Annotated in this window: 17 protein-coding genes; 8 read left to right on the top strand and 9 right to left on the bottom strand. The window is 47.2% G+C overall.

Annotation, left to right across the window (positions count from 1 at the left end):
- Positions 1 to 9 precede the first annotated feature (9 nt).
- On the top strand, positions 10 to 324 hold the full coding sequence (locus ABT56_RS24410) for a hypothetical protein (protein WP_205626052.1): 315 nt from the start codon (positions 10 to 12) through the stop codon (positions 322 to 324).
- A gap of 298 nt (positions 325 to 622) precedes the next feature.
- Positions 623 to 1,339 carry a DUF3581 domain-containing protein gene (locus tag ABT56_RS06780; RefSeq protein ID WP_047878087.1) on the top strand — a complete coding sequence of 239 codons (717 nt, stop codon included), beginning with the start codon at positions 623 to 625 and terminating at the stop codon, positions 1,337 to 1,339.
- Positions 1,340 to 1,443: 104 nt separating this feature from the next.
- Here the strand turns inward: ABT56_RS06780 and ABT56_RS06775 are convergent, their stop codons facing one another.
- From ABT56_RS06775 to nagE, 3 genes are all read right to left on the bottom strand, one after another.
- Positions 1,444 to 2,766 carry a sensor histidine kinase gene (locus ABT56_RS06775; protein WP_047878086.1) on the bottom strand — a complete coding sequence of 441 codons (1,323 nt, stop codon included), beginning with the start codon at positions 2,764 to 2,766 and terminating at the stop codon, positions 1,444 to 1,446.
- Positions 2,747 to 3,424: a winged helix-turn-helix domain-containing protein gene (locus ABT56_RS06770; protein ID WP_047878085.1), complete on the bottom strand. Its 678-nt coding sequence runs from the start codon at positions 3,422 to 3,424 to the stop codon at positions 2,747 to 2,749. Before ABT56_RS06770 ends, ABT56_RS06775 begins: the two co-directional genes overlap by 20 nt.
- Positions 3,425 to 3,638: 214 nt before the next feature.
- A complete protein-coding gene (nagE, locus tag ABT56_RS06765; RefSeq protein ID WP_047878084.1) occupies positions 3,639 to 4,997 on the bottom strand; it encodes an N-acetylglucosamine-specific PTS transporter subunit IIBC in 1,359 nt (452 codons plus the stop codon).
- A 179-nt stretch (positions 4,998 to 5,176) separates the two neighbouring features.
- Between nagE and ABT56_RS06760 the strand changes: the two genes are divergently transcribed.
- The 4 genes from ABT56_RS06760 (at position 5,177) to ABT56_RS06745 (ending at position 11,921) form a co-directional block, all read left to right on the top strand.
- Positions 5,177 to 5,734: a hypothetical protein gene (locus ABT56_RS06760; RefSeq protein ID WP_053062405.1), complete on the top strand. Its 558-nt coding sequence runs from the start codon at positions 5,177 to 5,179 to the stop codon at positions 5,732 to 5,734.
- 255 nt (positions 5,735 to 5,989) lie between these two features.
- Entirely contained in the window at positions 5,990 to 7,174 is a 1,185-nt protein-coding gene (locus tag ABT56_RS06755; protein ID WP_240478267.1) for an efflux RND transporter periplasmic adaptor subunit, read from the top strand.
- A 9-nt stretch (positions 7,175 to 7,183) separates the two neighbouring features.
- Entirely contained in the window at positions 7,184 to 10,333 is a 3,150-nt protein-coding gene (locus tag ABT56_RS06750) for an efflux RND transporter permease subunit (RefSeq protein ID WP_047878083.1), read from the top strand.
- Positions 10,326 to 11,921, top strand: a complete 1,596-nt coding sequence (locus ABT56_RS06745; protein WP_047878082.1) for an efflux transporter outer membrane subunit — start codon at positions 10,326 to 10,328, stop codon at positions 11,919 to 11,921. Before ABT56_RS06750 ends, ABT56_RS06745 begins: the two co-directional genes overlap by 8 nt.
- A gap of 147 nt (positions 11,922 to 12,068) precedes the next feature.
- On the opposite strand, the gene ABT56_RS06740 is transcribed toward ABT56_RS06745, so the two are convergent.
- Both ABT56_RS06740 and ABT56_RS06735 read right to left on the bottom strand, forming a co-directional pair.
- The gene (locus ABT56_RS06740; RefSeq protein WP_047878081.1) at positions 12,069 to 13,643 is read right to left on the bottom strand and encodes a BCCT family transporter; all 1,575 of its coding nucleotides are present in this window, start codon (positions 13,641 to 13,643) and stop codon (positions 12,069 to 12,071) included.
- A 341-nt stretch (positions 13,644 to 13,984) separates the two neighbouring features.
- Entirely contained in the window at positions 13,985 to 14,938 is a 954-nt protein-coding gene (locus ABT56_RS06735; protein WP_047878175.1) for a Gfo/Idh/MocA family protein, read from the bottom strand.
- A gap of 135 nt (positions 14,939 to 15,073) precedes the next feature.
- On the opposite strand from ABT56_RS06735, the gene ABT56_RS06730 reads away from it, so the two are divergent.
- Complete coding sequence (locus ABT56_RS06730; RefSeq protein ID WP_047878080.1) at positions 15,074 to 15,823, top strand: phosphatase PAP2 family protein; 750 nt, start codon at positions 15,074 to 15,076, stop codon at positions 15,821 to 15,823.
- Positions 15,824 to 15,907: 84 nt separating this feature from the next.
- On the opposite strand, the gene ABT56_RS06725 is transcribed toward ABT56_RS06730, so the two are convergent.
- Positions 15,908 to 16,264 carry a helix-turn-helix domain-containing protein gene (locus ABT56_RS06725; RefSeq protein WP_047878079.1) on the bottom strand — a complete coding sequence of 119 codons (357 nt, stop codon included), beginning with the start codon at positions 16,262 to 16,264 and terminating at the stop codon, positions 15,908 to 15,910.
- A gap of 797 nt (positions 16,265 to 17,061) precedes the next feature.
- Here ABT56_RS06725 and ABT56_RS06720 point away from each other — a divergent pair.
- Complete coding sequence (locus ABT56_RS06720) at positions 17,062 to 17,511, top strand: DUF411 domain-containing protein (protein ID WP_047878078.1); 450 nt, start codon at positions 17,062 to 17,064, stop codon at positions 17,509 to 17,511.
- A 117-nt stretch (positions 17,512 to 17,628) separates the two neighbouring features.
- Here the strand turns inward: ABT56_RS06720 and ABT56_RS06715 are convergent, their stop codons facing one another.
- From ABT56_RS06715 to ABT56_RS06705, 3 genes are all read right to left on the bottom strand, one after another.
- Positions 17,629 to 18,636, bottom strand: a complete 1,008-nt coding sequence (locus tag ABT56_RS06715; protein WP_169753887.1) for an ankyrin repeat domain-containing protein — start codon at positions 18,634 to 18,636, stop codon at positions 17,629 to 17,631.
- A 279-nt stretch (positions 18,637 to 18,915) separates the two neighbouring features.
- Positions 18,916 to 19,143: a DUF7661 family protein gene (locus ABT56_RS06710; protein WP_047878076.1), complete on the bottom strand. Its 228-nt coding sequence runs from the start codon at positions 19,141 to 19,143 to the stop codon at positions 18,916 to 18,918.
- Between the two features lie 46 nt (positions 19,144 to 19,189).
- Positions 19,190 to 20,215: a nickel/cobalt transporter gene (locus ABT56_RS06705; protein WP_047878075.1), complete on the bottom strand. Its 1,026-nt coding sequence runs from the start codon at positions 20,213 to 20,215 to the stop codon at positions 19,190 to 19,192.
- Between the last annotated feature and the right edge of the window lie 51 nt (positions 20,216 to 20,266).

Genomic DNA, 20,266 nt, shown 5'->3' with positions numbered 1-20,266 from the left:
TCTCTCGCAATGAAAAAAGGCAGCCAATTGGCTGCCTTTTTTCGCTTTACTTATGAGCATTGGGGATTGGGCTGTACTGCTGCTGATTTTTGGCACTCAGCAAACAGCGCGAACGCTGTTTACCGAGTGCCTCTTTTTTTAGTGCAGCTTCCGTGCTACTTATGTTTTCCGAGCTTCTACACGCTAGAAGATGAATGTATCCCCCTTAGGGTATACAACTTTTCCGACACTCAGTTAAAACTAAAGCAACCCCAGCCCTGTTCTTTTAATCAAGAACCTGTCTGTCAAACAGCAAATTCACTTGTAACAATTAGTAATTTTTAAGGTTTTATTGTCACATTTGCCATTATGTCCATGATACTACCAGAGTTTCGAGAAAATTCGCACTGTTAATTTATGACTTAGTTAACAAAAATCACTCTTCGTACAATACGATACACAATAAATGACTAAACCGCTGTTTTTTCCATTCTTGTTTACAAAGCAAGAACAATGCCGTATATCTATTGCTCTGTCAGTACAAACCTGAACACTTATTAAACAAACCACTGGCTAGACCATTTAAACGAAACAGATCAGGTAAAATGTACGTAGTTAATTAATCCCTATCAGAACGTGAGTTATGTTTTTAGATTCTTATTACTCTGAACAGAATGGTGTTTTCTCTTTTAACCGCGAACAGGCAAGCCATTTTGCAAAAAAGATCGCTGGCGACTACAACCCCATTCATGATGTAGACAACAAACGTTTCTGTGTACCGGGCGATTTGCTGTTCTCTGTTGTACTGGCCCGTGCAGGTATCAGCAAGAAGATGCGCTTCGAGTTCGCCGGCATGATTAACGATGGTATCGGTCTTTTCGCCAAACATAGCTGTTTTAATGACTTTGCCGTTATCGACGATGCTGGTAAAGAGTATCTCCACGTGACTCGCGAAGGCGATATCACCACGGATAAAACCCTGATTGAACAGGTCACCAAAAGCTATGTTCAGTTCTCTGGCATGAACTTCCCGCATATCATGGTGCCACTGATGAAATCAAAAGGCATTATGATCAACACAGCTCGCCCATTGGTGATCTATGAAAGTATGGAACTTAACTTCACCCGCTTGGATCTGACTTCACCAACCGTTGAACTGAGTGAGTCAGAAATCGATGTTGATGGTAAACGAGGCAGCGTCACCTTGAACTTCTGCTTCAAAGAAAATGGCGAAGTTGTCGGTACAGGCCGTAAACGCATGCTAATGAGCGGCCTAAAGCCGTACAACCAAGATGATATTGATGATCTGGTTGAACGCTTCAATGCACGCAAGGCTGAATTTGCCAACATTGCGGCCTAATGTTCTATCCCATAAAAAACCGATGCCTACGCATCGGTTTTTTCTTTTTATCAGGACTTTTCTCTCACTCACGTAACAAACATTTTTTCGCGCAAAACAGCCTTTCAAAACAACATCCTCGCTCGGAGTCCGGGATGATTGTCCCCCAGCACCAATGATCCGGAATGACGCTTCACCACCGCATTTACCAACGCCAAACCAAGTCCTTCTCCTTGAGTCGAGCGGCTACTGTCACAACGGTATAACGGTTCGCAAACCCGCATTTTCTCTTCCGCTGCAATGCCATTGCCCTGATCACAAACCACCAACCCAAATGGATCAATAACCACCTCAACCTGTCCCCCTTCAGGGGAATATTTAACGGCATTTTCGACCAGATTATAAATGGCACGAAATAACAAACTCGGCTCTCCCTGTATCACGCAGCGACCATCTTCTCGCATCATTACAACCAGTGACTTCTGCTCGGCAATCGGCTTGATAAAATCCACCACATCGGCACAGACCATAGCCAGATCAACCGCTTGCTTTTCGATCTGCGCCTTACCGCTATTCAAACTGGCAATTTCTAGCATCCCATTAAATAGGCCCAGCAACAGCTCAACATCATCATGACACGCCTCAATCGCCCTTTGCTGTGACGTTGATAATTTCGCCCCATCTTGTGACAACAAGGCATCAAGCCGCAACCGGATACGAGCAATAGGGGTACGCAGATCATGTGCTAAACCTACCGTCAATGATCGCAAGGAGGCTTCTTGTTTCTCCACTTGTTCTATCAAAAAATTCAAATGAATAGCCATTAAATCAAACTCATCGTTGTGACTGCTAACAGGTAGCTTGACCTGTTTCTCACCACACAACACCCGGTTCATCGCCTGATTAACCTCTTGCAACCGCTTGATGATTCTTAGCGCAATAAAAGCAACTATGCCCAACATCAATACCGCAGGCAGCAAAACACCGGATATCATTACCGGTTCCATCTCCTCGCGGTATTTATCCTGAAGCTGGCGGCTAATTCCTATGATCAGCTTATGCTGGTCATCTATCGCTATACCCGTCCTCGGATTCTCAACCACCAGCCCTTGCTTATCCGTCAACCCGGCCAATACCGCTGGATAATTACCGGCCACAGGCTGCAAATACCGATTAGCTTCAATTGAATAGGAAAATGGCGATCCTTGCTGTTGGCGAGAACGGATCAATTGGTGGACAGCATCCTTTCCTCCCAGTGTGAACTGGCGGCTAAATAACTCTCTTTCTGTCACCAACTCACGTTCGAGCTGAGTGCGATAAAAGGCATTCGAACCCAAATACACCAGTTGGACAATCAGCCCATACATCACCGCAATCAGGGTGCACACCAAGAGCAAGGTTTTGAAAATAGACGAACGATAAAGAACATCATGACTGACGAAGGACATACCCAGCCCCCCTTACGGTATGAATCAGCGTTTCACCGCCATTTTCATCCAATTTTCGGCGAAGGTTCGCAATATGAACATCAATCACATTGGTTTTGGGATCAAAGTGGTAACTCCATACCGCCTCAAAGACCTGCATTCTTGAAACCACTTGCTCGGCACGCTCCATCAGGTATTGGAGGATCAAGAACTCTTTCGGCTGCAATAACAGCTGAGTCCCGGCCCGCCACACCCGATGCGTACGCAAGTCCATGCTCAAATCGGCATAGGTATATTCCATTACCACAGATGGCGCGGCCTTATTCCGCTGAGTCAAAATTTGAGCTCTGGCGATCAACTCAGCCAAGGCAAAAGGCTTAATCAAATAGTCATCGCTCCCCGCAGTCAATCCTGTCACTCTGTCATCCACACTATTCAAAGCACTAAGAATCATGACTGGCACTTGATTGCCTGTTGCCCGGATAGCCGCCAGTACCTTGAGACCATCCAGCCCCGGTAACATTCTATCCAGAATGACCAATTGATAGTCACAGCTTGCCGCCATTGTCAGACCTTCTATTCCGTCACGCGCTTCGTCCACAACGAAATACTGCTGACGAAGTCCGGTAGCGACAAAATCCCGCGTAGTATTGTCATCTTCGATAATCAGTACTTTCACCCTGTGCTCCCGCTATCCTTGCCCTGAAAAATCATCCTCTAGTGTATCGAAATTATTTTACGACTCAGATCGTTGCATCTTGCCAGTTTGCACTGCCTCGTAAAACTGCCATTAACTTTCTGTCTTGCGACCTTCTTGACTATCTTTGCCAAATGAAACGCGGCCAGCTTATAGAGCTGGCCGCATACGGTTTAGGGGGAAACCGTATTGTCTACTAAATCGACTTCATCGCACCGGCCAAGGATTCAGCCGCCGTACCGACAACAACCTGTACATTGTTCTCGCCGACATTAATAACGCCTTTGGCTCCTAGCTTGGTCAATAGTGGCTTATTGATTTTGCTAGCATTGACAACCGACAGACGCAATCGCGTAATACAAGCGTCAATATCTGTCAGATTGTCTTTGCCGCCCAATGCTTCAAGATACTGCAATGCCAAATCCGAACCGACAACCGCCGCACTGTCTTCAACGCGATCTTCTTCTCTGCCCGGCGTTTTCAGATCCCACATCCGAATAGCCGCAACAAAAATCACAAAGTAAAGCACGCCAAAGACCAATCCCAATGGTACGAGCATCCATGCATTCTTGGCAGCTGGCGCATTAAAGTTAAGAATGTAATCGATAAGGCCCGCAGAGAAGCTGAACACTAAATGGACATCCAACGCCTGTGCTATAACCAAGCTAATGCCCATCAGCACTGCATGCACCACGAAAAGTGCAGGAGCAAGGAACATAAACAGGAATTCAAGCGGTTCGGTAATCCCTGTCAAAAAGGCCGTGAAGGCAACACTGGCCAGCATACCGGCCACCTTCACTTTGTTCTCAGGTTTGGCTGTCACATAAAACGCGGCAGCTGCGGCAGGAAGGCCAAACATTATCACGGGGAAGAAACCACTGAGCATGACCCCAGCCTCAGGATCATTCGCCCAAAAGCGAGAAATCTCCCCAGTTGCCCCATTGAACTCACCAAATACAAACCAAACCATCGTATTTAAAATGTGGTGCAGGCCAAACGGGATCAACAGGCGGTTAGCAAAGCCATAGGTGAACGTCCCGGCCGGGCCGCTTGACAGCATCCACTCACCTAATTGGTTGATGACAGCTTGAATCGGGGGCCAAACAATACTGAATAGGAAAGCCAGCAACAATGCAGAAAGACCGGTGATAATCGGCACAAAACGCTTGCCGGAAAAAAAGCCCAAGAACTCAGGCAAAGCAATGGTATGGAACCGATTATAAAGGTGGCCAGCCATAATACCTGAAATGATCCCTCCTGCGGCTCCCGTATCGATATCCGCATTCATCACCGTAAGTGATGCATTCATAACAAAAAAACCGACAACGGCGGCAACCGCAGCGGCAGCTGAACCATCTTTCGATAACCCGGCTGCTACCCCCATCGCAAACAAGAGGGGCAAATTATCAAAAATGGCCTGTCCAGCCTGGGCGATAAAGGCAATATCAAGTAGATCTGGTTGGCCAAAACGCAGTAGCAAGCCCGCAACCGGAAGCACCGCGATGGGGAGCATCAAGGCTTTACCTAATTTTTGGAAGTATCCCAATATATTCATCGTAATTCTCCATGAATGACAACATGTCATGGCTATACGATAAGTGATTGAGCGTTAACAATACCTTTTGAAAACATTAAGAATACTTAATGTCGTCCTGCGCCTTCTATACTTACTATGCCTTTTATCAACAATGGGCCGCCCATGATGCCAATTTCAAACAAAGTGGAGAAATAATCATGGTTAATTGTTTTAAACGCTCGTGCCTACTTTCTGCCATCCTCGCTGGCCCGCTGTTCATCACGCCAGCTTTCGCCGACGACAACAAGATGTCCGAAGACTTGATGACAGAAAAAATCGGCCGGGCGAAATCAGCAGCACCAGCCTCTATCAGTGATGATGCGACAGTGATTGTCGATGGCAAGGTCGTCGTCAAAGGCAGTAATGGCTGGACCTGCCTACCGGATACCTTCCCCGGAGACGGGATGCCAATGTGCAACGATGCCGTATGGATGGAAATGCTCGATGCTATGGTCAACAAAAAGGATTTCAAAGCGACCAAAATAGGCATTTCATACATGCTGCAAGGTGATCGCGGTGCGGGTGTCAGCAATTCCGATCCCTATCATCCCGAACCCAAAAAAGCGAAGGACTATGTCGAGACTGGGCCTCACCTGATGATTATCGTCCCCAAAGAAATGCTGGCCGGAATCACCGACGATCCGAGCAGTGGTGGCCCTTACGTAATGTGGAAAGACACGCCTTACGTTCATATTATGGTGCCGGTCGCAGAATAGTGTCTGATATAGCTTAACAGCCCGGTATTGCTATCGGGCTTTCTTATTTTTCTACCAATCATATGTGCGCACTTCGACTTTCATGCCGCCATCAAGAGCACAAAATCCAACAATCTCCATCCTTGAGTAATTGAACAATACCGCAAAGATAAGACATAGCCCTCATCGAAAGCTGAATAAGCTAATGAATGTCCTATTGGATGACTGCATCGAATAACCTTTAGTGTTTGGCTTTGTCAGGGGTGGGCTCTATCTGTGGCGATACTCAAAAAATTCCTATCTCATCAGCTCGTTTTTGTCTTGGGTTCCTTAGGGCTATTCTCCTTGCAGGGATGTGACGAGCAACAAACCACCTCCCCGCAGGCTCCCCAATACGATATCGGCTATATGATTGTCGAATCTCGTCCCGTTGAGCTAAAAGACGAAATGCCCGGACGTACCCTCGCCTCCTACGAAGCGGAAGTCCGCCCTCAAGTCGGGGGCATTATCCTCCGGCAGTTATTCGAAGAAGGAACGATGGTCCAAAAAGGCCAGCCTCTCTATCAAATCGATCCCGCACCGTTCCAACTGGCACTCGACCAAGCACAATCTGACTTGCGAAAAGCCCAAGCTAACCAGTCGACGGCTCGTAACCGGGCCGATCGCTATCGCAGGCTGGTTAAGGAAAGAGCCGTTTCAAGGCAGGACTTCGATGATGCTGTTGCAACCTATCAGGAAGCCCAGTCCGATGTCACCAGTGCCCGGGCTGCGGTAGAAAATGCCAAAATCAACCTCAACTACACCAAGGTCTACGCCCCAATCAATGGCAGGGCTGGTCGCTCAACCGTCACTGCCGGGGCGTTAGTTACCGCTAACCAGGCATCACCGCTGGTCACCGTGCAAACCTATGACCCAATGTATGTTGATCTCACCGCATCCAGTGCTGAACTGCTGCAGTTTCGCCGCGAATTGGCTGCCGGCCAATTTACCCGTACTCAAGCCGAATCCAAAAACATTACGCTCTTCCTCGAAGACGGCACAGCTTATGATCGACGAGGATCAATTCTGTTTTCAGACATCAATATTGATCAAACCACAGGATCATTCGTCCTTAGGGTCAGCTTCCCCAACCCCGATCAAATCCTGTTACCGGGGATGTTTGTCCGTGCCTCACTCCCCCGAGGGATCGTCGATAACGCTATTTTGATACCTGCTAAAGCACTTAGCCGAACCCCGAAAGGCAGTGCCCAATTGAGTGTGATCACCGCCGATAACAAAGTCGAGCTACGGACCGTGGAAACCAGTCGTATGGTCAACAATGAATGGTTAATCACCAAGGGCATCAAGGCGGGAGAGAAAGTTATTGTAGAAGGCCTGCAGTTTGTTCGCCCCGGCAGCCCCGTCGCCAAATCCCATGAAATATCCGGCTCGGCAGCAACTAACGGCAAGACTAACCAGTAGGACGACGATATGGCCCATTTTTTCATTGCACGCCCAGTTTTTGCTTGGGTTCTGGCGATTCTGGTCATGCTAGCTGGCGTCATTGCCATTATTTTGCTGCCTATCGCCCAATACCCGACCATTGCTCCACCCGCGATCCAGATATCGGCAACTTACCCGGGGGCTTCGGCAAAAACCGCTGAAGACTCGGTCACCCAGGTCATTGAACAGCAAATGAACGGGTTAGATAACCTGCTCTATATGTCTTCTACCTCTGATTCTTTCGGTAACATTACTACCACCCTAACCTTCGCCGCCGGAACCGACCCTGATATCGCTCAGGTTCAAGTGCAGAACAAGCTCTCAGCTGCAACCCCGCTGCTTCCACTAGAAGTACAGAATCAAGGGGTAAGAGTTGAAAAGGCAAGCAACTCGATCCTAATGGTGATCGGCTTTGTGTCCGATGATCCTTCCCTCGACAATTCGGATATTTCCGACTACATCGCCAGTAATGTGCTCGATCCTCTCAGCCGAGTTGACGGAGTTGGCCAAACCCAGCTGTTTGGTGCTGAATACGCCATGCGGATCTGGCTCAATCCTTACCAGTTGGAAAATTTTGATTTAATGCCGTCGGATGTCGTCGCTGCTATCGAAGAGCAAAACGCTCAGGTATCCGCGGGCCAGCTCGGCGCGGCGCCAGCCGCAAGGGGGCAGCAGCTTAATGCCACCATTACCGCTCAGTCTCGATTACAATCGGTTGAACAATTTAAGAAGATTCTGCTCAAAGTTAATCCCGATGGATCACAAGTTCTGATGGCAGACGTTGCCGAGGTCCAACTCGGATCAGCGTCATACCAAACCGACTCGTCCTATAACAAACAGCCCGCTTCAGGGATCTCGATTGCCCTCGCGACAGGGAAAAATGCGTTGGAAACCGCCAATGCCGTCAGAGCCAAACTGACCGAGCTCCAACCCTTCTTTCCTGAAGGGATAAAAGTCGTCTACCCATACGACACAACGCCTTTTATTAAAATATCTATAGAGGAAGTGGTAAAGACACTGCTTGAAGCTGTATTTCTGGTTTTCTTAGTAATGTTGCTGTTCTTGCAGAGCTTACGTGCCACCTTGATCCCCACTATTGCCGTGCCCGTTGTGGTACTAGGCACTTTCGCCGTACTGCTCATACTCGGTTACTCCATCAATACTCTGACGATGTTTGCCCTTGTACTGGCTATCGGCCTGCTGGTGGATGACGCCATCGTGGTGGTCGAAAACGTCGAACGAATAATGGAAGAAGAAGGGCTCGAACCACGCGAGGCCACGGAGAAATCAATGCACGAAATCACCAGTGCCCTCATCGGGATCGGGATGGTACTTTGTGCAGTATTTATTCCTATGGCCTTCTTTGCCGGTTCTACCGGGGCAATTTACCGCCAGTTTTCAATCACCATTGTCACAGCCGTCGCCCTATCGGTACTGGTCGCTATCATCTTGACGCCCACGCTGTGCATCAGCTTGCTCAAAACCACCGACGGCCACAAAGACACTGGCTTTGCCGGGTGGTTTAACCGTCATTTCAACAACGCCACGGACAAATATACCAAGGCTGTCACCTTCATTACCCATCGGAGCGTGCGCTTCCTCTTAATCTACTTGGGAATAGGCGCAGTGATGGCCATGCTGTTCCTGCGTTTGCCCAGCGGTTTTCTTCCTGATGAAGATCAGGGGGTAATGATGAGTATGGTGCAATTGCCCAGTGGTTCGACCCAAGAGCAAACCTTGGAGATCCTTGATCAGGTCGAAGATTATTTCCTTGAAGAAGAAAAGAAAAACGTCAAGTCAGTGTTCTCCGTGGCCGGCTTCAGCTTTGCCGGTTCCGGAGCCAATACCGGCATGATGTTTGTGTCTCTGACCGACTGGGACAAACGCACCAGCGACAATGACAAGGTCAATGCCATTGTCAGGCGGGCGATGATGGCCTTTACCCAAATCCCCGAGGCGCTTATTTTTGCTTTTGCCCCTCCGGCTATTATGGAATTGGGTAACGCGACCGGTTTCGATATGTTTTTGCAAGACCGTGCCGGCCTTGGACATGAAAAAATGATTGAGGCTCGCAACCAACTGCTCGGTATGGCGGCACAAAATCCCAAACTAACCGCCGTTCGTCCCAATGGCTTGGATGATACCCCCCAGTACCATCTCAATATAGACCAGCTTAAAGCCCGTGCGCTCGGGGTCTCTATTAACGATATCAACAGCACCCTCGGCACCGCCCTTGGTAGCCGGTATGTCAATGACTTTGTCGATCGCGGCCGAGTCAAGCAAGTCTACGTCCAAGCCAATACCCCTTACCGCATGAACCCCGAAGACATCATGGAGTGGAAAGTCAGAAACAGCGAGGGGCAAATGGTCGCCATGCGCGTTTTCAGCGAGGGCGAATGGACTTATGGCTCACCGCGCTTGGAGCGATATAACGGGATCTCGGCGATGGAAATTTTAGGCGAGCCCGCGCCGGGGGTTAGTACCGGCGATGCGATGCTGGAAATGGAAAATATTGTCAGCCAACTACCCGCCGGTGTAGGACTTGAATGGACTGGCATGTCCTATCAAGAACGTATTTCCAGCGGACAGGCCCCCATGCTCTATGCGCTTTCTATCCTCATTGTCTTTCTGTGTCTTGCCGCACTATACGAGAGCTGGGCTGTGCCATTTTCCGTTATATTGATCATCCCGCTTGGGATCTTGGGGGCAGTTACCGCCACCCTTCTCTTCAATCTCGATAATGATGTCTATTTCCAAGTAGGATTGCTAACAACCATCGGGCTGGCATCAAAAAATGCCATCATGATTGTCGAATTTGCCAAGTCCTACCATGAAGCCGGTGAAGACATGTTCAAAGCCGCTATTCATGCCGCCAAAATTCGACTCCGACCAATATTGATGACCTCACTGGCCTTTGGTATGGGTGTAATCCCTCTTGCTACATCAAACGGTGCAGGCTCTGGGGCACAAAATGCGGTAGGGACTGGTGTGGTCGGCGGCGTATTGACAGCAACTTTCCTCGGTATTTTCTTTGTGCCGCTATTTTTCGTTGTTGTCACCCGCGTTTTCCAAGGCAAAGATCCTGAGCCCGATACGCTGCCTATCACCCCTGATAAGGAGGAGCCTCGCCATGACTAACCACCACGGCTTCACCCTATCCTTTTTGTGTCCAGCCTTGCTCTCTGGCTGTATGAGTTTCATTCCTGATTACCAACGCCCAGCAATGCCCGTAGAGCAAAGCTGGCCAAATCAGTCCGAAACAACTGATAATGCCAATTACTCCATCTATACGCCGGATACCACCACTTATACCGCAGAACCTCTGCTTCTCTCTAGCCATGCTACACCACCAGCCAAGCGAACTACGCCTAATTCGGTAAGCAACAACAAGATAGCAGCTGTTATTCCCGCTGATGACTGGCGATTGTTTGTCAACAGTGACAAAATTCGAGCCATCGTAGAGCTCGCACTGACCAATAACCGAGATGTTCGTATTGCAATCTTAAATATCCAACGAGCGGAAGCCCTGTTTGGTATTCAACGGGCCAACCGCTTTCCGAATCTGGATTTGACGGCAGGAGCGGCTAATCAACGCTTGCCTGAAAATGCCAATAACGGCACTTCGACGATCAGCCGTCAGTACAGTGTGGATCTTGGGGTAACTAGCTATGAAATCGACTTTTGGGGGCGGATTGCCAGCCTTGAAAAACAAGCTCTGGAACAATATCTCGCCACAATCGAAGGGCGTAAGAATACCCAATTGAGCTTAGTCAGTAGTGTGATCGAAACCTATCTGACCCTATTGGCCGATCAGCACCTGCTTCAGCTAGCCAAAGATACGCTCACCGTCCAACAAAGCTCACTGGATTTAACCGAAAAGAGTTTCAACAGCGGTGTTGCTACAGGATTGGATGTTGCCCAGGCACAAACAACTGTCGCCACCGCGCTAAAAGACGTCGCTCGCTTCACCAGCCAAGTCAATGTTGACATCAACGCACTGACAACGCTGGTTGGTACCCGTATTCCTCTACATTTATTGCCACAACGCGCTGAACGTATCCAGTTTGCCCCTATTCAGGTTGGGATGCCGTCACAGGTCCTGCTGCGCCGACCTGATATTGTTGCCGCTGAGCATCAGTTGATTGCGGCTAATGCCAACATTGGTGCAGCCCGAGCCGCATACTTTCCAGCTATATCCCTTACTGCAACGGGTGGCTTACTCAGTGCTTCAGCCAGCGACTTGTTCTCATCTGACAGCCGTAGCTGGGCTTTTACCCCAAGCCTTGTCCTACCCATTTTTCGCTGGGGAGAGCTTGATGCCCAACTAGATGTGGCCCGCGCCGACCAACAAATCGCTCTCAATGAATATGAAAAATCAATACAGACAGCGTTTCGTGAAGTTGCCGATGCACTGGCCAATCAAGAAACGCTCAAAGATCAGGTAGCAGCCCAGCAAATGCTGGTTGATGCCACAGGCGATAGCTTCCGCCTCTCTAATTTACGTTTCGATGAAGGCGTTGATGACTACTTTACGGTGTTGGACTCCCAACGCTCCTACTACACGGCACAACAGGACTTAATCAATACCAAACTCTCCGAACAGCTCAATTTCCTGACCCTGTACAAAGTCCTCGGAGGCGGCTGGGTTGAAACGGATGTTATTTCGCCAGAGCCGGGGAAATATGTCCCCAAAGAAGAGGTAAATACAGCCGCTATCAACGATTAGCCTTCCGGTTGATCTCGTTGTTACGATGAATGTTGGCAATAGGTTGGCGACAAATTAGAAAATAAGCCTATCATCCAATACGAAAAAACCGGCTCTCAACAAAAGAGCCGGTTTAGTATTAGAGCAACAATGAATATGCAGCCTGCATTATGATGACGAGCTGGCTACCTCACCTTGGTGCCATGACTGCTCTTTCACCGCTTCAGATTCATTCGCCTGCGCATGCATTTTCATTACAGCCATTGGACCCGTCAGCAATGTTGCAGCCAGCAATAACGATACAGGTACCGCAGTAATCACGATAAATGACTGCAAGGCATTGAGTCCCCCTTCACCCGCTACGAGCAAAACAGCGGCAATCACACCCATTGCGACAGCCCAGAACAAACGGTTTGCCTTTGACGGCTGCTGATCACCTGTTGTCACCATAGCAATGGAATACGCCATTGAGTCTCCAGTCGTTACTACGAACGTGGTGGTCAGCACCAAAAATGCCGGGATCAACAGATCGCTAAATGGTAACTGAGCCAACGATGCCAACAATACAGCAGGCAGACCGGAATCAGCCAATGGACCAGAAATACTTCCTGGCTGCATCAGCTCGAAATAGATGCCCGTTCCGCCAAGTACGGTAAACCAGAAATTCGTCACAATAGGTGCAGCTATCGCAATCGTCAGCACCAACTCGCGAACAGTTCGGCCAGCAGAAATACGGGCAATAAAAATAGCCATCATCGGGGCAAAACCAATAAACCAGCCCCAGAAGAACCATGTCCACCATTGGCTCCATGCTGGATCAGCCGCATTGACACTCATCGCAGGTAATTGCTGCAAGTAATGACCAAACGCCATACCAAAGTGCTCAAAAATAAATGCCGTAGGACCAAACAGCAACATAATCAGAAGCAGAGCAAATGCCCCGATAACATTGAAGCGGCTTAACCATTGCAGACCCTTGTCCATGCCGGTAAATGCCGAGATCGAATAGATACCCACAACCACAGCCAGAATGATCAACTGAGTGCTAGTACTATTCGTGACACCTGCAACCACTTCCAAACTATAACCCAGCTGCGAAGCCAAGAAGCCAATCGGACCAATCGTACCTGCCGCAACGGCAATGATCGAACACGCATCAATCACAGAACCAAGCCAGTGGTTTTCCAGACGCTTACCAACCAACGGGTACAGCAATGCACGTGGACGTAACTTAACCCCACCCTGATGGTGTGCATGCATCAATACAATGGTCGACAACGTCCCCAATGCCGCCCACGCAAGAAATCCCCAATGCATGAAACTTTGGCTCAGAGCAGGAACGACGGCTGCCTCGCTACTGGCTGCAATACCATCAAAGCTCGGAGGCGTAGTCATGAAATGATAAATTGGCTCAGCCGCTGACCAAAATACACCACCGCCCGCAAGCAAGGTACACATAATCATAGCTAACCAACGAAACGTCGCGATAGTTGGCTTGGCTTGCCCCCCCAAGCGTACTCGGCCGTATTTGCTCAAGGCGATACCAACAGCAAGTACCAAGTTCAAGACCATCAACCACTGCCAAAACTGACCAAACATTTCAGTCGATGCCGCAAACGCGGAATTGATCCATTGGCTAAAGAGGGTTAAATCATAGAAGGAGAAAAGAAGGAAGAGCCCTAAGAAACTAATCGTTAGAACAGAAACTTTTTTGTCGCTACCTTTATGGGGATTGCAGTACATAATTCTCTCACGGTTTGTGTGAGGGGCGGTACTTTACCAGCACATCACCTCCCTTTCCAGTGAAATATCTCTTAATATCCTGCAACTTACGGTAATTAAAACAATCCAGTAACATTGTTCAATATATTTATTCCAGCGATTTTAAGCAGTTAGCTGACGATTATTCCATTACAACTCTTTTGTTTTGAACTCAAAATATAAATAGTAAGAAGGAACAAAATACAACCAAACACGCGTTCACAAAACAACCAGGGCGGATCGATTTCTTCTTTTAGACGATCAAAAAGCCCAAGCATTTGCTTGGGCTTTCTGATCGCTATCGATGGGACATCTCCCCACAATCACTCTAACTGCTGAAGGATATACTGCGCCAGTCGATGGCTACGCAAGTTGCGTTCAGCCAATACCAATGGTAATTCACCGTCCTTCACTACTTGGAGCCAATGCTCAATCATTGCCGAGAAGCCTTTGCTCTCGAGCATCGGCGTCCAATCCGCCTGTTTTAAACGATACTCGACGCCATCTTCCCATTTAATACCATCGCAAAAACTATCAAACCGATAGCTCCTATTGACATAATTGGCGGACACACTCTCCATCGTAGCCCCATGGCAACGGTTCATTGACGCATGAAACAATATGCCCCCTTGCTGCCACTGCACATCTAACCGAGCTAAAAGGGTGTGGCCATCACTGCCGGTGATCCTTTGCTGTGATATATACAGGTCTTGAGGATTGACACAACAAGGTTGATTGACGCTGTCCAATGGGTGGATGAAATCATCGAACACAAAAGTTCGAGCATGTCCCGGTAAATTGTGGCGATGTTTTTCCCACGTTAGTGATCGAAGCCCACTCGCCTCTAGTCCTTCGCCTTGTGCACCTATCGAGTTCAAACCAACCAAATGCTGTTGATATAGAGGAATGTAACGACGATTAAAGCCAACAAACAAAGGCTGCTTCTTTTTCTCGGCCAAGTCATACAGCGCATCGCACTCTTCATAAGTGTCACACAGAGGCTTATCGACGAAGACAGGAATACCGGCATTCAAAAAATAATGAGCAATCTCATAATGAGATACCGTTGCGCTGTGCACCATCACGGCATCAACGCCCATTGATGGCAATTGACGATAGTCCGTTGCAACCTGTGAAATCCGATATTGGCGGGCCAGCAACTCAACCACTTTGGGTTGCCGAGAACACAGAACCCACTCCACATCCATCCGATGCATAAGCACAGGAAGATACGCTTTTTGAGCGATGTCTCCCAACCCGATTAACGCTATTTTCATATATTCCTCTCTCCCAGAGCCATACTGAAAATAGCGGAATATTTTCACGACGAAAATGACATTTTTTTTACGTTGTGAGCCGTATCCTTTGCTAACATCATTCTTTCTTTGAAATTCTTTTAGAGCATGACAACAATGCGTGCATATTTTCACCAAAAAATTCCAGGACTCATCTGTTTACTGACATTCGCCACACTGATGTCTGGTATTTTGATGATTTACCCACAAGCCAACCTAACAGGCTCGGTATCCGATGTTACTGGCAGTCTATTTACAGCTCTAACCCACTCAGCCGGCAACCCCGGATTTTTAATCACCGTTAGCTTACTGCTGCTGATTCCCATTGCCCGAAAAAGCACAAAGCAAGAAGTCATGAAAGTGGCCTGCCAATTTGCCATACTGCTCATCATGAGTTTTGCCACCAAGACAACCCTCAAACATATTACTGAAGTAGCTCGTCCGTATACCTACGAATTGCAAGCATTAAACCTGATTGATTCTCCCGAGTCATTTTACGCCCTAGACCAAGCACAAAAGGATAAAGTCGTAGAATTAGCACAGGCTTCGGTAAGTCATTGGCGTATTGCGCACTGGCAAGGTGAAACCAACTACTCGCTGCCTTCTGGCCACTCTATTTTTGCAGCGGTATGCATTGCATTCTGGGGAGGATATCTTCTGCGTCGCAAACACTGGATTGCAACTGCGGCAATCATTACTTGGGGGATCGGAGTGGGCTTTAGCCGTATCTGGCTAGGTATGCACTGGCCTTCAGATATTATTGCATCCATTTTAGCCGCCGCCCTGCTATATCTATTCACACCTGAGTTCTTAAATACGCCTTTGTTTAATCCCAGGCAAGCACCGGCCGTGAACGGCAATTCATAACACTAAAAAGCCAAAAGCCCTCCATAGAGGGCTTTTTAATGGTAACGCATAAATGCAGGCCATTCATGCGCGGCCAGCCAAATGCTAACTGGCGTTAACATTGTGCACATATTCAACCACAATTTGATTACCGCTATAGTGAACAGACTTAATATCACCATCAACGATAAACTTATTGGTTAATGTAACCGAACCCGGCATATCCCCACCCATCTGGTGGCGCAATGATGGCAGGGTCAGAACCGGATCAACACCAATATACGTACAGAATTGATTCACAAACCGCGACTCCAGCGGCATTTTCCCTCGCAAAATATCGGAAAACACCAACTGGCTAACACCCAGTTTTTTCGCCATTTCAATTTGAGTTACGCGCATTTTTGCCTTGTAGCTCATCCATGTATCATGAAGGACCTGCCGGTCTTGTTCTGTATATTGCATCCCAAAATTTCCTAGCACTTGGTATTTTTTAATTGCATGTATTTAACCTGATTCATCCTATCAAATTGTCAGGGCTCCGTTAGTCTTGATAAAGTCTGAACCCATGTAGCACAAGGCCGTAGACGTGATTGCCTACTAACAAAGGCAAAAAGAATAAACTGGCCTGATAAGATTCATGAAACCATTTTTGTAGAAGTTATTTGCGTAAGTTTTTTGCAATCAGCTAACTCGACCATTGTCGAATATCGCTAACCTTGTCTATAATGTCAGCCTACTACTTCTTAAGGCTTCCTATGTTTTTACATCAAGTTATTGCAAAATCTGTCGCAGTGCTGATTGCAATCACGATGCTATTTACATCGACGACCATTACATCTGTCGCACAACCCTTAGGAAATATGTCGGCAGGAATGCCTTGTCATTCATCGCAGCAACTTCCTATAGCAACGGACTGCTGCGCTTCAGCCAATTCCACCAGCTTTTCTACATGTCATTATCCCGGTATCGATAACTCGTCAGATGTATCGATCTCTTGTTGCAATGATCTGAATTGCCACCAGATTGGAAGTGCCTTTTTGGCCGCTATATTGCCATCTACTCTATCATTCGAGTTACTGCCAACAGGACACACCTTTGACGCTCAAAGCGGAGATCGCATCAGCAACAAGCCGGTGATCTATCGCCCCCCAATGTACGCCTAAACCATTGTCAATCACAACGACGTGACAGGGTCACAAACCGTGCCATTACACGTCTGTCTATCAATGTTTTAAATTTTGTACTTTGAGGAAATCGATATGAAACGCCAAACACAGACTCTGCTTGCCCTATCCCTGCTTACAACTAGTGCATTTGCTTCAGCCACAGCAATCAAAGGGACAAACTACCAATCCCCTTACTGTGGTTGCTGTAAGGAATGGGTCAAACACATGAATGAAAACGGCTTCGAACTGGAAATGGCTTATGAAGAAAACCTAACGCCAACCAAAATCAAGCTAGGTGTTCGCCCTGAATACGCATCATGCCATACCGCTGAAATTAACGGCTATACCTTTGAAGGGCATATTCCGGCCAGCGACATTAAGCGCTTTCTTGATAGCAAGCCGACCCGCATGATCGGCTTGGCTGTGGGTGGAATGCCAATGGGCTCGCCGGGTATGGAATACGGCGATCAGAAAGATCCTTACAATGTGCTCGCTTTCGATAAAAACGGGCGCACAATGGTCTACTCCAAGCACAACCAGTAATACACTATAAAAAACATAAAGCAGGCATTACATATGCCTGCTTTTTTCGAAATCTGATTGCTGATAAACCGATAATCATGAAGAGTCGGCCTATCATCATAAGTAGCGTACTAAGGCTTATTCTAGAATAGACTCAATGATCGCGGCGGGATCAGCCATAAAACACTCCCACGAACCAAGAGTTTTATACTCTTCATGCTCATAATCCAACGTTCCCAGACACCTCTCTCGCACATTCCAAACCAAAAATCCGGTCGAATCAAAATTGTCGACCTCATGAAGCAAATCAATAAGTTGCTCTCCTTCCCACTCAAACTCTTTACAGGTGACAAGGTTGTTGAAAACGACATATCCAACATCATAACTATCATCGATTTCAACTTTACGCGTCATGCCCTTCAAAAATTCAACGCATTCCAGAGAAACGCCCAAAGACAGGAAATAAGCGGATCTTTCACCAATATCATGCCACTGGGCGGGCTCTAGTGATTTTAAATATACCTGCATCTCAGCATTATCATTTTGGCAGGCAATGGTAAAAGGCCTATCTCCGTACACATTCTTTATTGTGACATCTGCACCATGCTTAACTAGCAGCTTAACGAGTGACATATCACCTTGTTCAACGGCAACCTGAACGGGAGTGGAATTATAAGGAAAGATACTATCTGGTTGACTCAGGTTAACATCCACACCGGTTTCAATTAATAATTCCACCGCCTGATGAAATTGCCGGTAAACTGCCAACCTAAGGCTTGACCCATCTGCTTTTAAGTCATAACCGTTCGCAATCACCCACTTCACCAAATCAATTTTGTTGGCATAGATTGCTGCTTTTAGCGCACTCTTTCCAATCGGTTTCGAGATAGCATTAATATCAGCGCCATGTGTTAGTAATATTGACAGGAGCTCTGGCGAGCCATGCTGCGCAGCGATCACCATTGACGGTGAACCCTCATCATTCAAATTCACACCTTGTGAAATAAGCCAGCTAATAACGCTCTTTTTTCCTTCAGATATTGCCAACTGAAGTGGTGTTCCAGCGGTATAATCAGAAAATTTAATGTCATCATTGATATTCAGAGCCGAAAACGCTTTCTCTAGGCCATCAATATCTTCATCCATTATCAATCGCGCGATATTACTCAAGTTTTCACCACTACTTAATATCATTTGTCAGTCTCTAATTAAAATATCCATTTATTGACTAAGTTTGCATCAGAAATCAAACTCACTGAAGTATAACTGACTTCACTACACTAAATTGCTTGTTTCTTATCAACTTAACTCTTTATTGATATAAGGCATAACGATGAGAGATTCACAAAAAAAGCAGGCACATAATGCGCCTGCTTCTTATATTTTTAGTTATTCAATAAAACCACCTGTTTTCAGGTAGCCTTATCAGATCTGTCGTAGCCTTTCTACACTGACATATTTTTGATTGGCATTTTCATGATAAATATCAAACAAATATGATGCTAACACCCCTTCTTCCAACTCAGAGGGAATAATCACATCATAGACCCTAACTCGCATGGATGTATCTGATTCAATGAATAACAACCATTCCCCTTCCTTACGATGCACTGAGATTATCTTGCCAAATACATTAAATTTAATCCCAGCCATAACGTCCCTCGGACAACACAGATTAAACTAAACAGTATTGAGAATATTACATCGAAAACACCGGAGATATACCGTGATCCTGCCCACTCATTAACAATAGGCCAATCACCACCAGCAATACACCCCCTAGAAGCTGAAGGGAATAACCTGCTATTTCCCATCTCCCCTTGCAAGAACGGCTACCTATGATCAGATAACGTTTGACTAAATGCTTACCTGATAATGTCATCATCGCAATAATAGATGTCGTGAGTGCGGTCCCTGCCGCCATCACCACCGCACTCACGACACCCATCCAGTACAGCTCTACCATATTGGCAAACAGAAGTACCATAATGGCCCCAGTACAAGGCCTAGCCCCAATAGACGCAACAATACCAATATACTCTCGCCAAGTAGAAGCCCGATTAATTGCATCAGCATCTGCAACATGCTGATGACCACACCCACATCCATCATGATGGTAATGATGAGAAGATTGCTGTGCGTTAAATGAAATTGCAGACGTAATTTTGGCGTTCAATATTGACGGTTTCATTGTTTCAGATGATTCGGCCATCGGTATCAGCGTTCCCATCTCAGGCTTAAGACTGCATATTGAACGATACATCTGCCGAATCGATTTCCAGCATATCCACCCTCCCAACATAACAACCAACACAAAGCTCAAGGACACAAAAAACATCGCCTTCTGATTTACGATACGCATTGACGCACCGAATCCCCACACCAACACACTCACCAAAGCAATTGCCACCAAGGCCTGGCATAAAGCCGATACGACCGTCAGTATCAAGCTCGCTTTAACCTTGGCTGGATGTGTCGCAAGGTATGTCGTCACAATGACTTTGCCATGGCCAGGCCCCAGCGAATGCAGCATGCCATAAAGAAAACTGAAACCAGCAAGGTACCCACCAGCAACCCATGGATTTGTTTTTGCATCATATAATAAATCAGCTAGCTGGGTATTTACCTCACGCTGCCACTGAATACTGGCAACCACCAGTGATGGCCATATCAGCCACAACTGATACACCTCGAACGCTAAAAGTAACATGGCGATGGTAGCCATACACCAACGTCTTTGCTGTTGATGCCTTTTCCGCTTGTTTCGCTTTGGATC

Origin of the sequence: Photobacterium aquae, assembly GCF_001029445.1 — a bacterium.
GTDB lineage: Bacteria > Pseudomonadota > Gammaproteobacteria > Enterobacterales > Vibrionaceae > Photobacterium > Photobacterium aquae.
Note: the sequence above shows the minus strand (reverse complement) of the source record. Positions and strands in the feature narration are given on the sequence as shown.

Excerpts from the sequence above, each read along its gene's own strand:
- ABT56_RS24410 (WP_205626052.1), top strand. The coding sequence starts at position 10 with ATGAAAAAAGGCAGCCAATTGGCTGCCTTTTTTCGCTTTACTTATGAG.
- ABT56_RS06780 (WP_047878087.1), top strand. The coding sequence starts at position 623 with ATGTTTTTAGATTCTTATTACTCTGAACAGAATGGTGTTTTCTCTTTT.
- ABT56_RS06775 (WP_047878086.1), bottom strand. The coding sequence starts at position 2,766 with ATGTCCTTCGTCAGTCATGATGTTCTTTATCGTTCGTCTATTTTCAAA.
- nagE (WP_047878084.1), bottom strand. The coding sequence starts at position 4,997 with ATGAATATATTGGGATACTTCCAAAAATTAGGTAAAGCCTTGATGCTC.
- ABT56_RS06760 (WP_053062405.1), top strand. The coding sequence starts at position 5,177 with ATGGTTAATTGTTTTAAACGCTCGTGCCTACTTTCTGCCATCCTCGCT.
- ABT56_RS06750 (WP_047878083.1), top strand. The coding sequence starts at position 7,184 with ATGGCCCATTTTTTCATTGCACGCCCAGTTTTTGCTTGGGTTCTGGCG.
- ABT56_RS06745 (WP_047878082.1), top strand. The coding sequence starts at position 10,326 with ATGACTAACCACCACGGCTTCACCCTATCCTTTTTGTGTCCAGCCTTG.
- ABT56_RS06740 (WP_047878081.1), bottom strand. The coding sequence starts at position 13,643 with ATGTACTGCAATCCCCATAAAGGTAGCGACAAAAAAGTTTCTGTTCTA.
- ABT56_RS06735 (WP_047878175.1), bottom strand. The coding sequence starts at position 14,938 with ATGAAAATAGCGTTAATCGGGTTGGGAGACATCGCTCAAAAAGCGTAT.
- ABT56_RS06730 (WP_047878080.1), top strand. The coding sequence starts at position 15,074 with ATGCGTGCATATTTTCACCAAAAAATTCCAGGACTCATCTGTTTACTG.
- ABT56_RS06725 (WP_047878079.1), bottom strand. The coding sequence starts at position 16,264 with ATGCAATATACAGAACAAGACCGGCAGGTCCTTCATGATACATGGATG.
- ABT56_RS06720 (WP_047878078.1), top strand. The coding sequence starts at position 17,062 with ATGAAACGCCAAACACAGACTCTGCTTGCCCTATCCCTGCTTACAACT.
- ABT56_RS06715 (WP_169753887.1), bottom strand. The coding sequence starts at position 18,636 with ATGGATGAAGATATTGATGGCCTAGAGAAAGCGTTTTCGGCTCTGAAT.
- ABT56_RS06710 (WP_047878076.1), bottom strand. The coding sequence starts at position 19,143 with ATGGCTGGGATTAAATTTAATGTATTTGGCAAGATAATCTCAGTGCAT.
- ABT56_RS06705 (WP_047878075.1), bottom strand. The coding sequence starts at position 20,215 with ATGGCTACCATCGCCATGTTACTTTTAGCGTTCGAGGTGTATCAGTTG.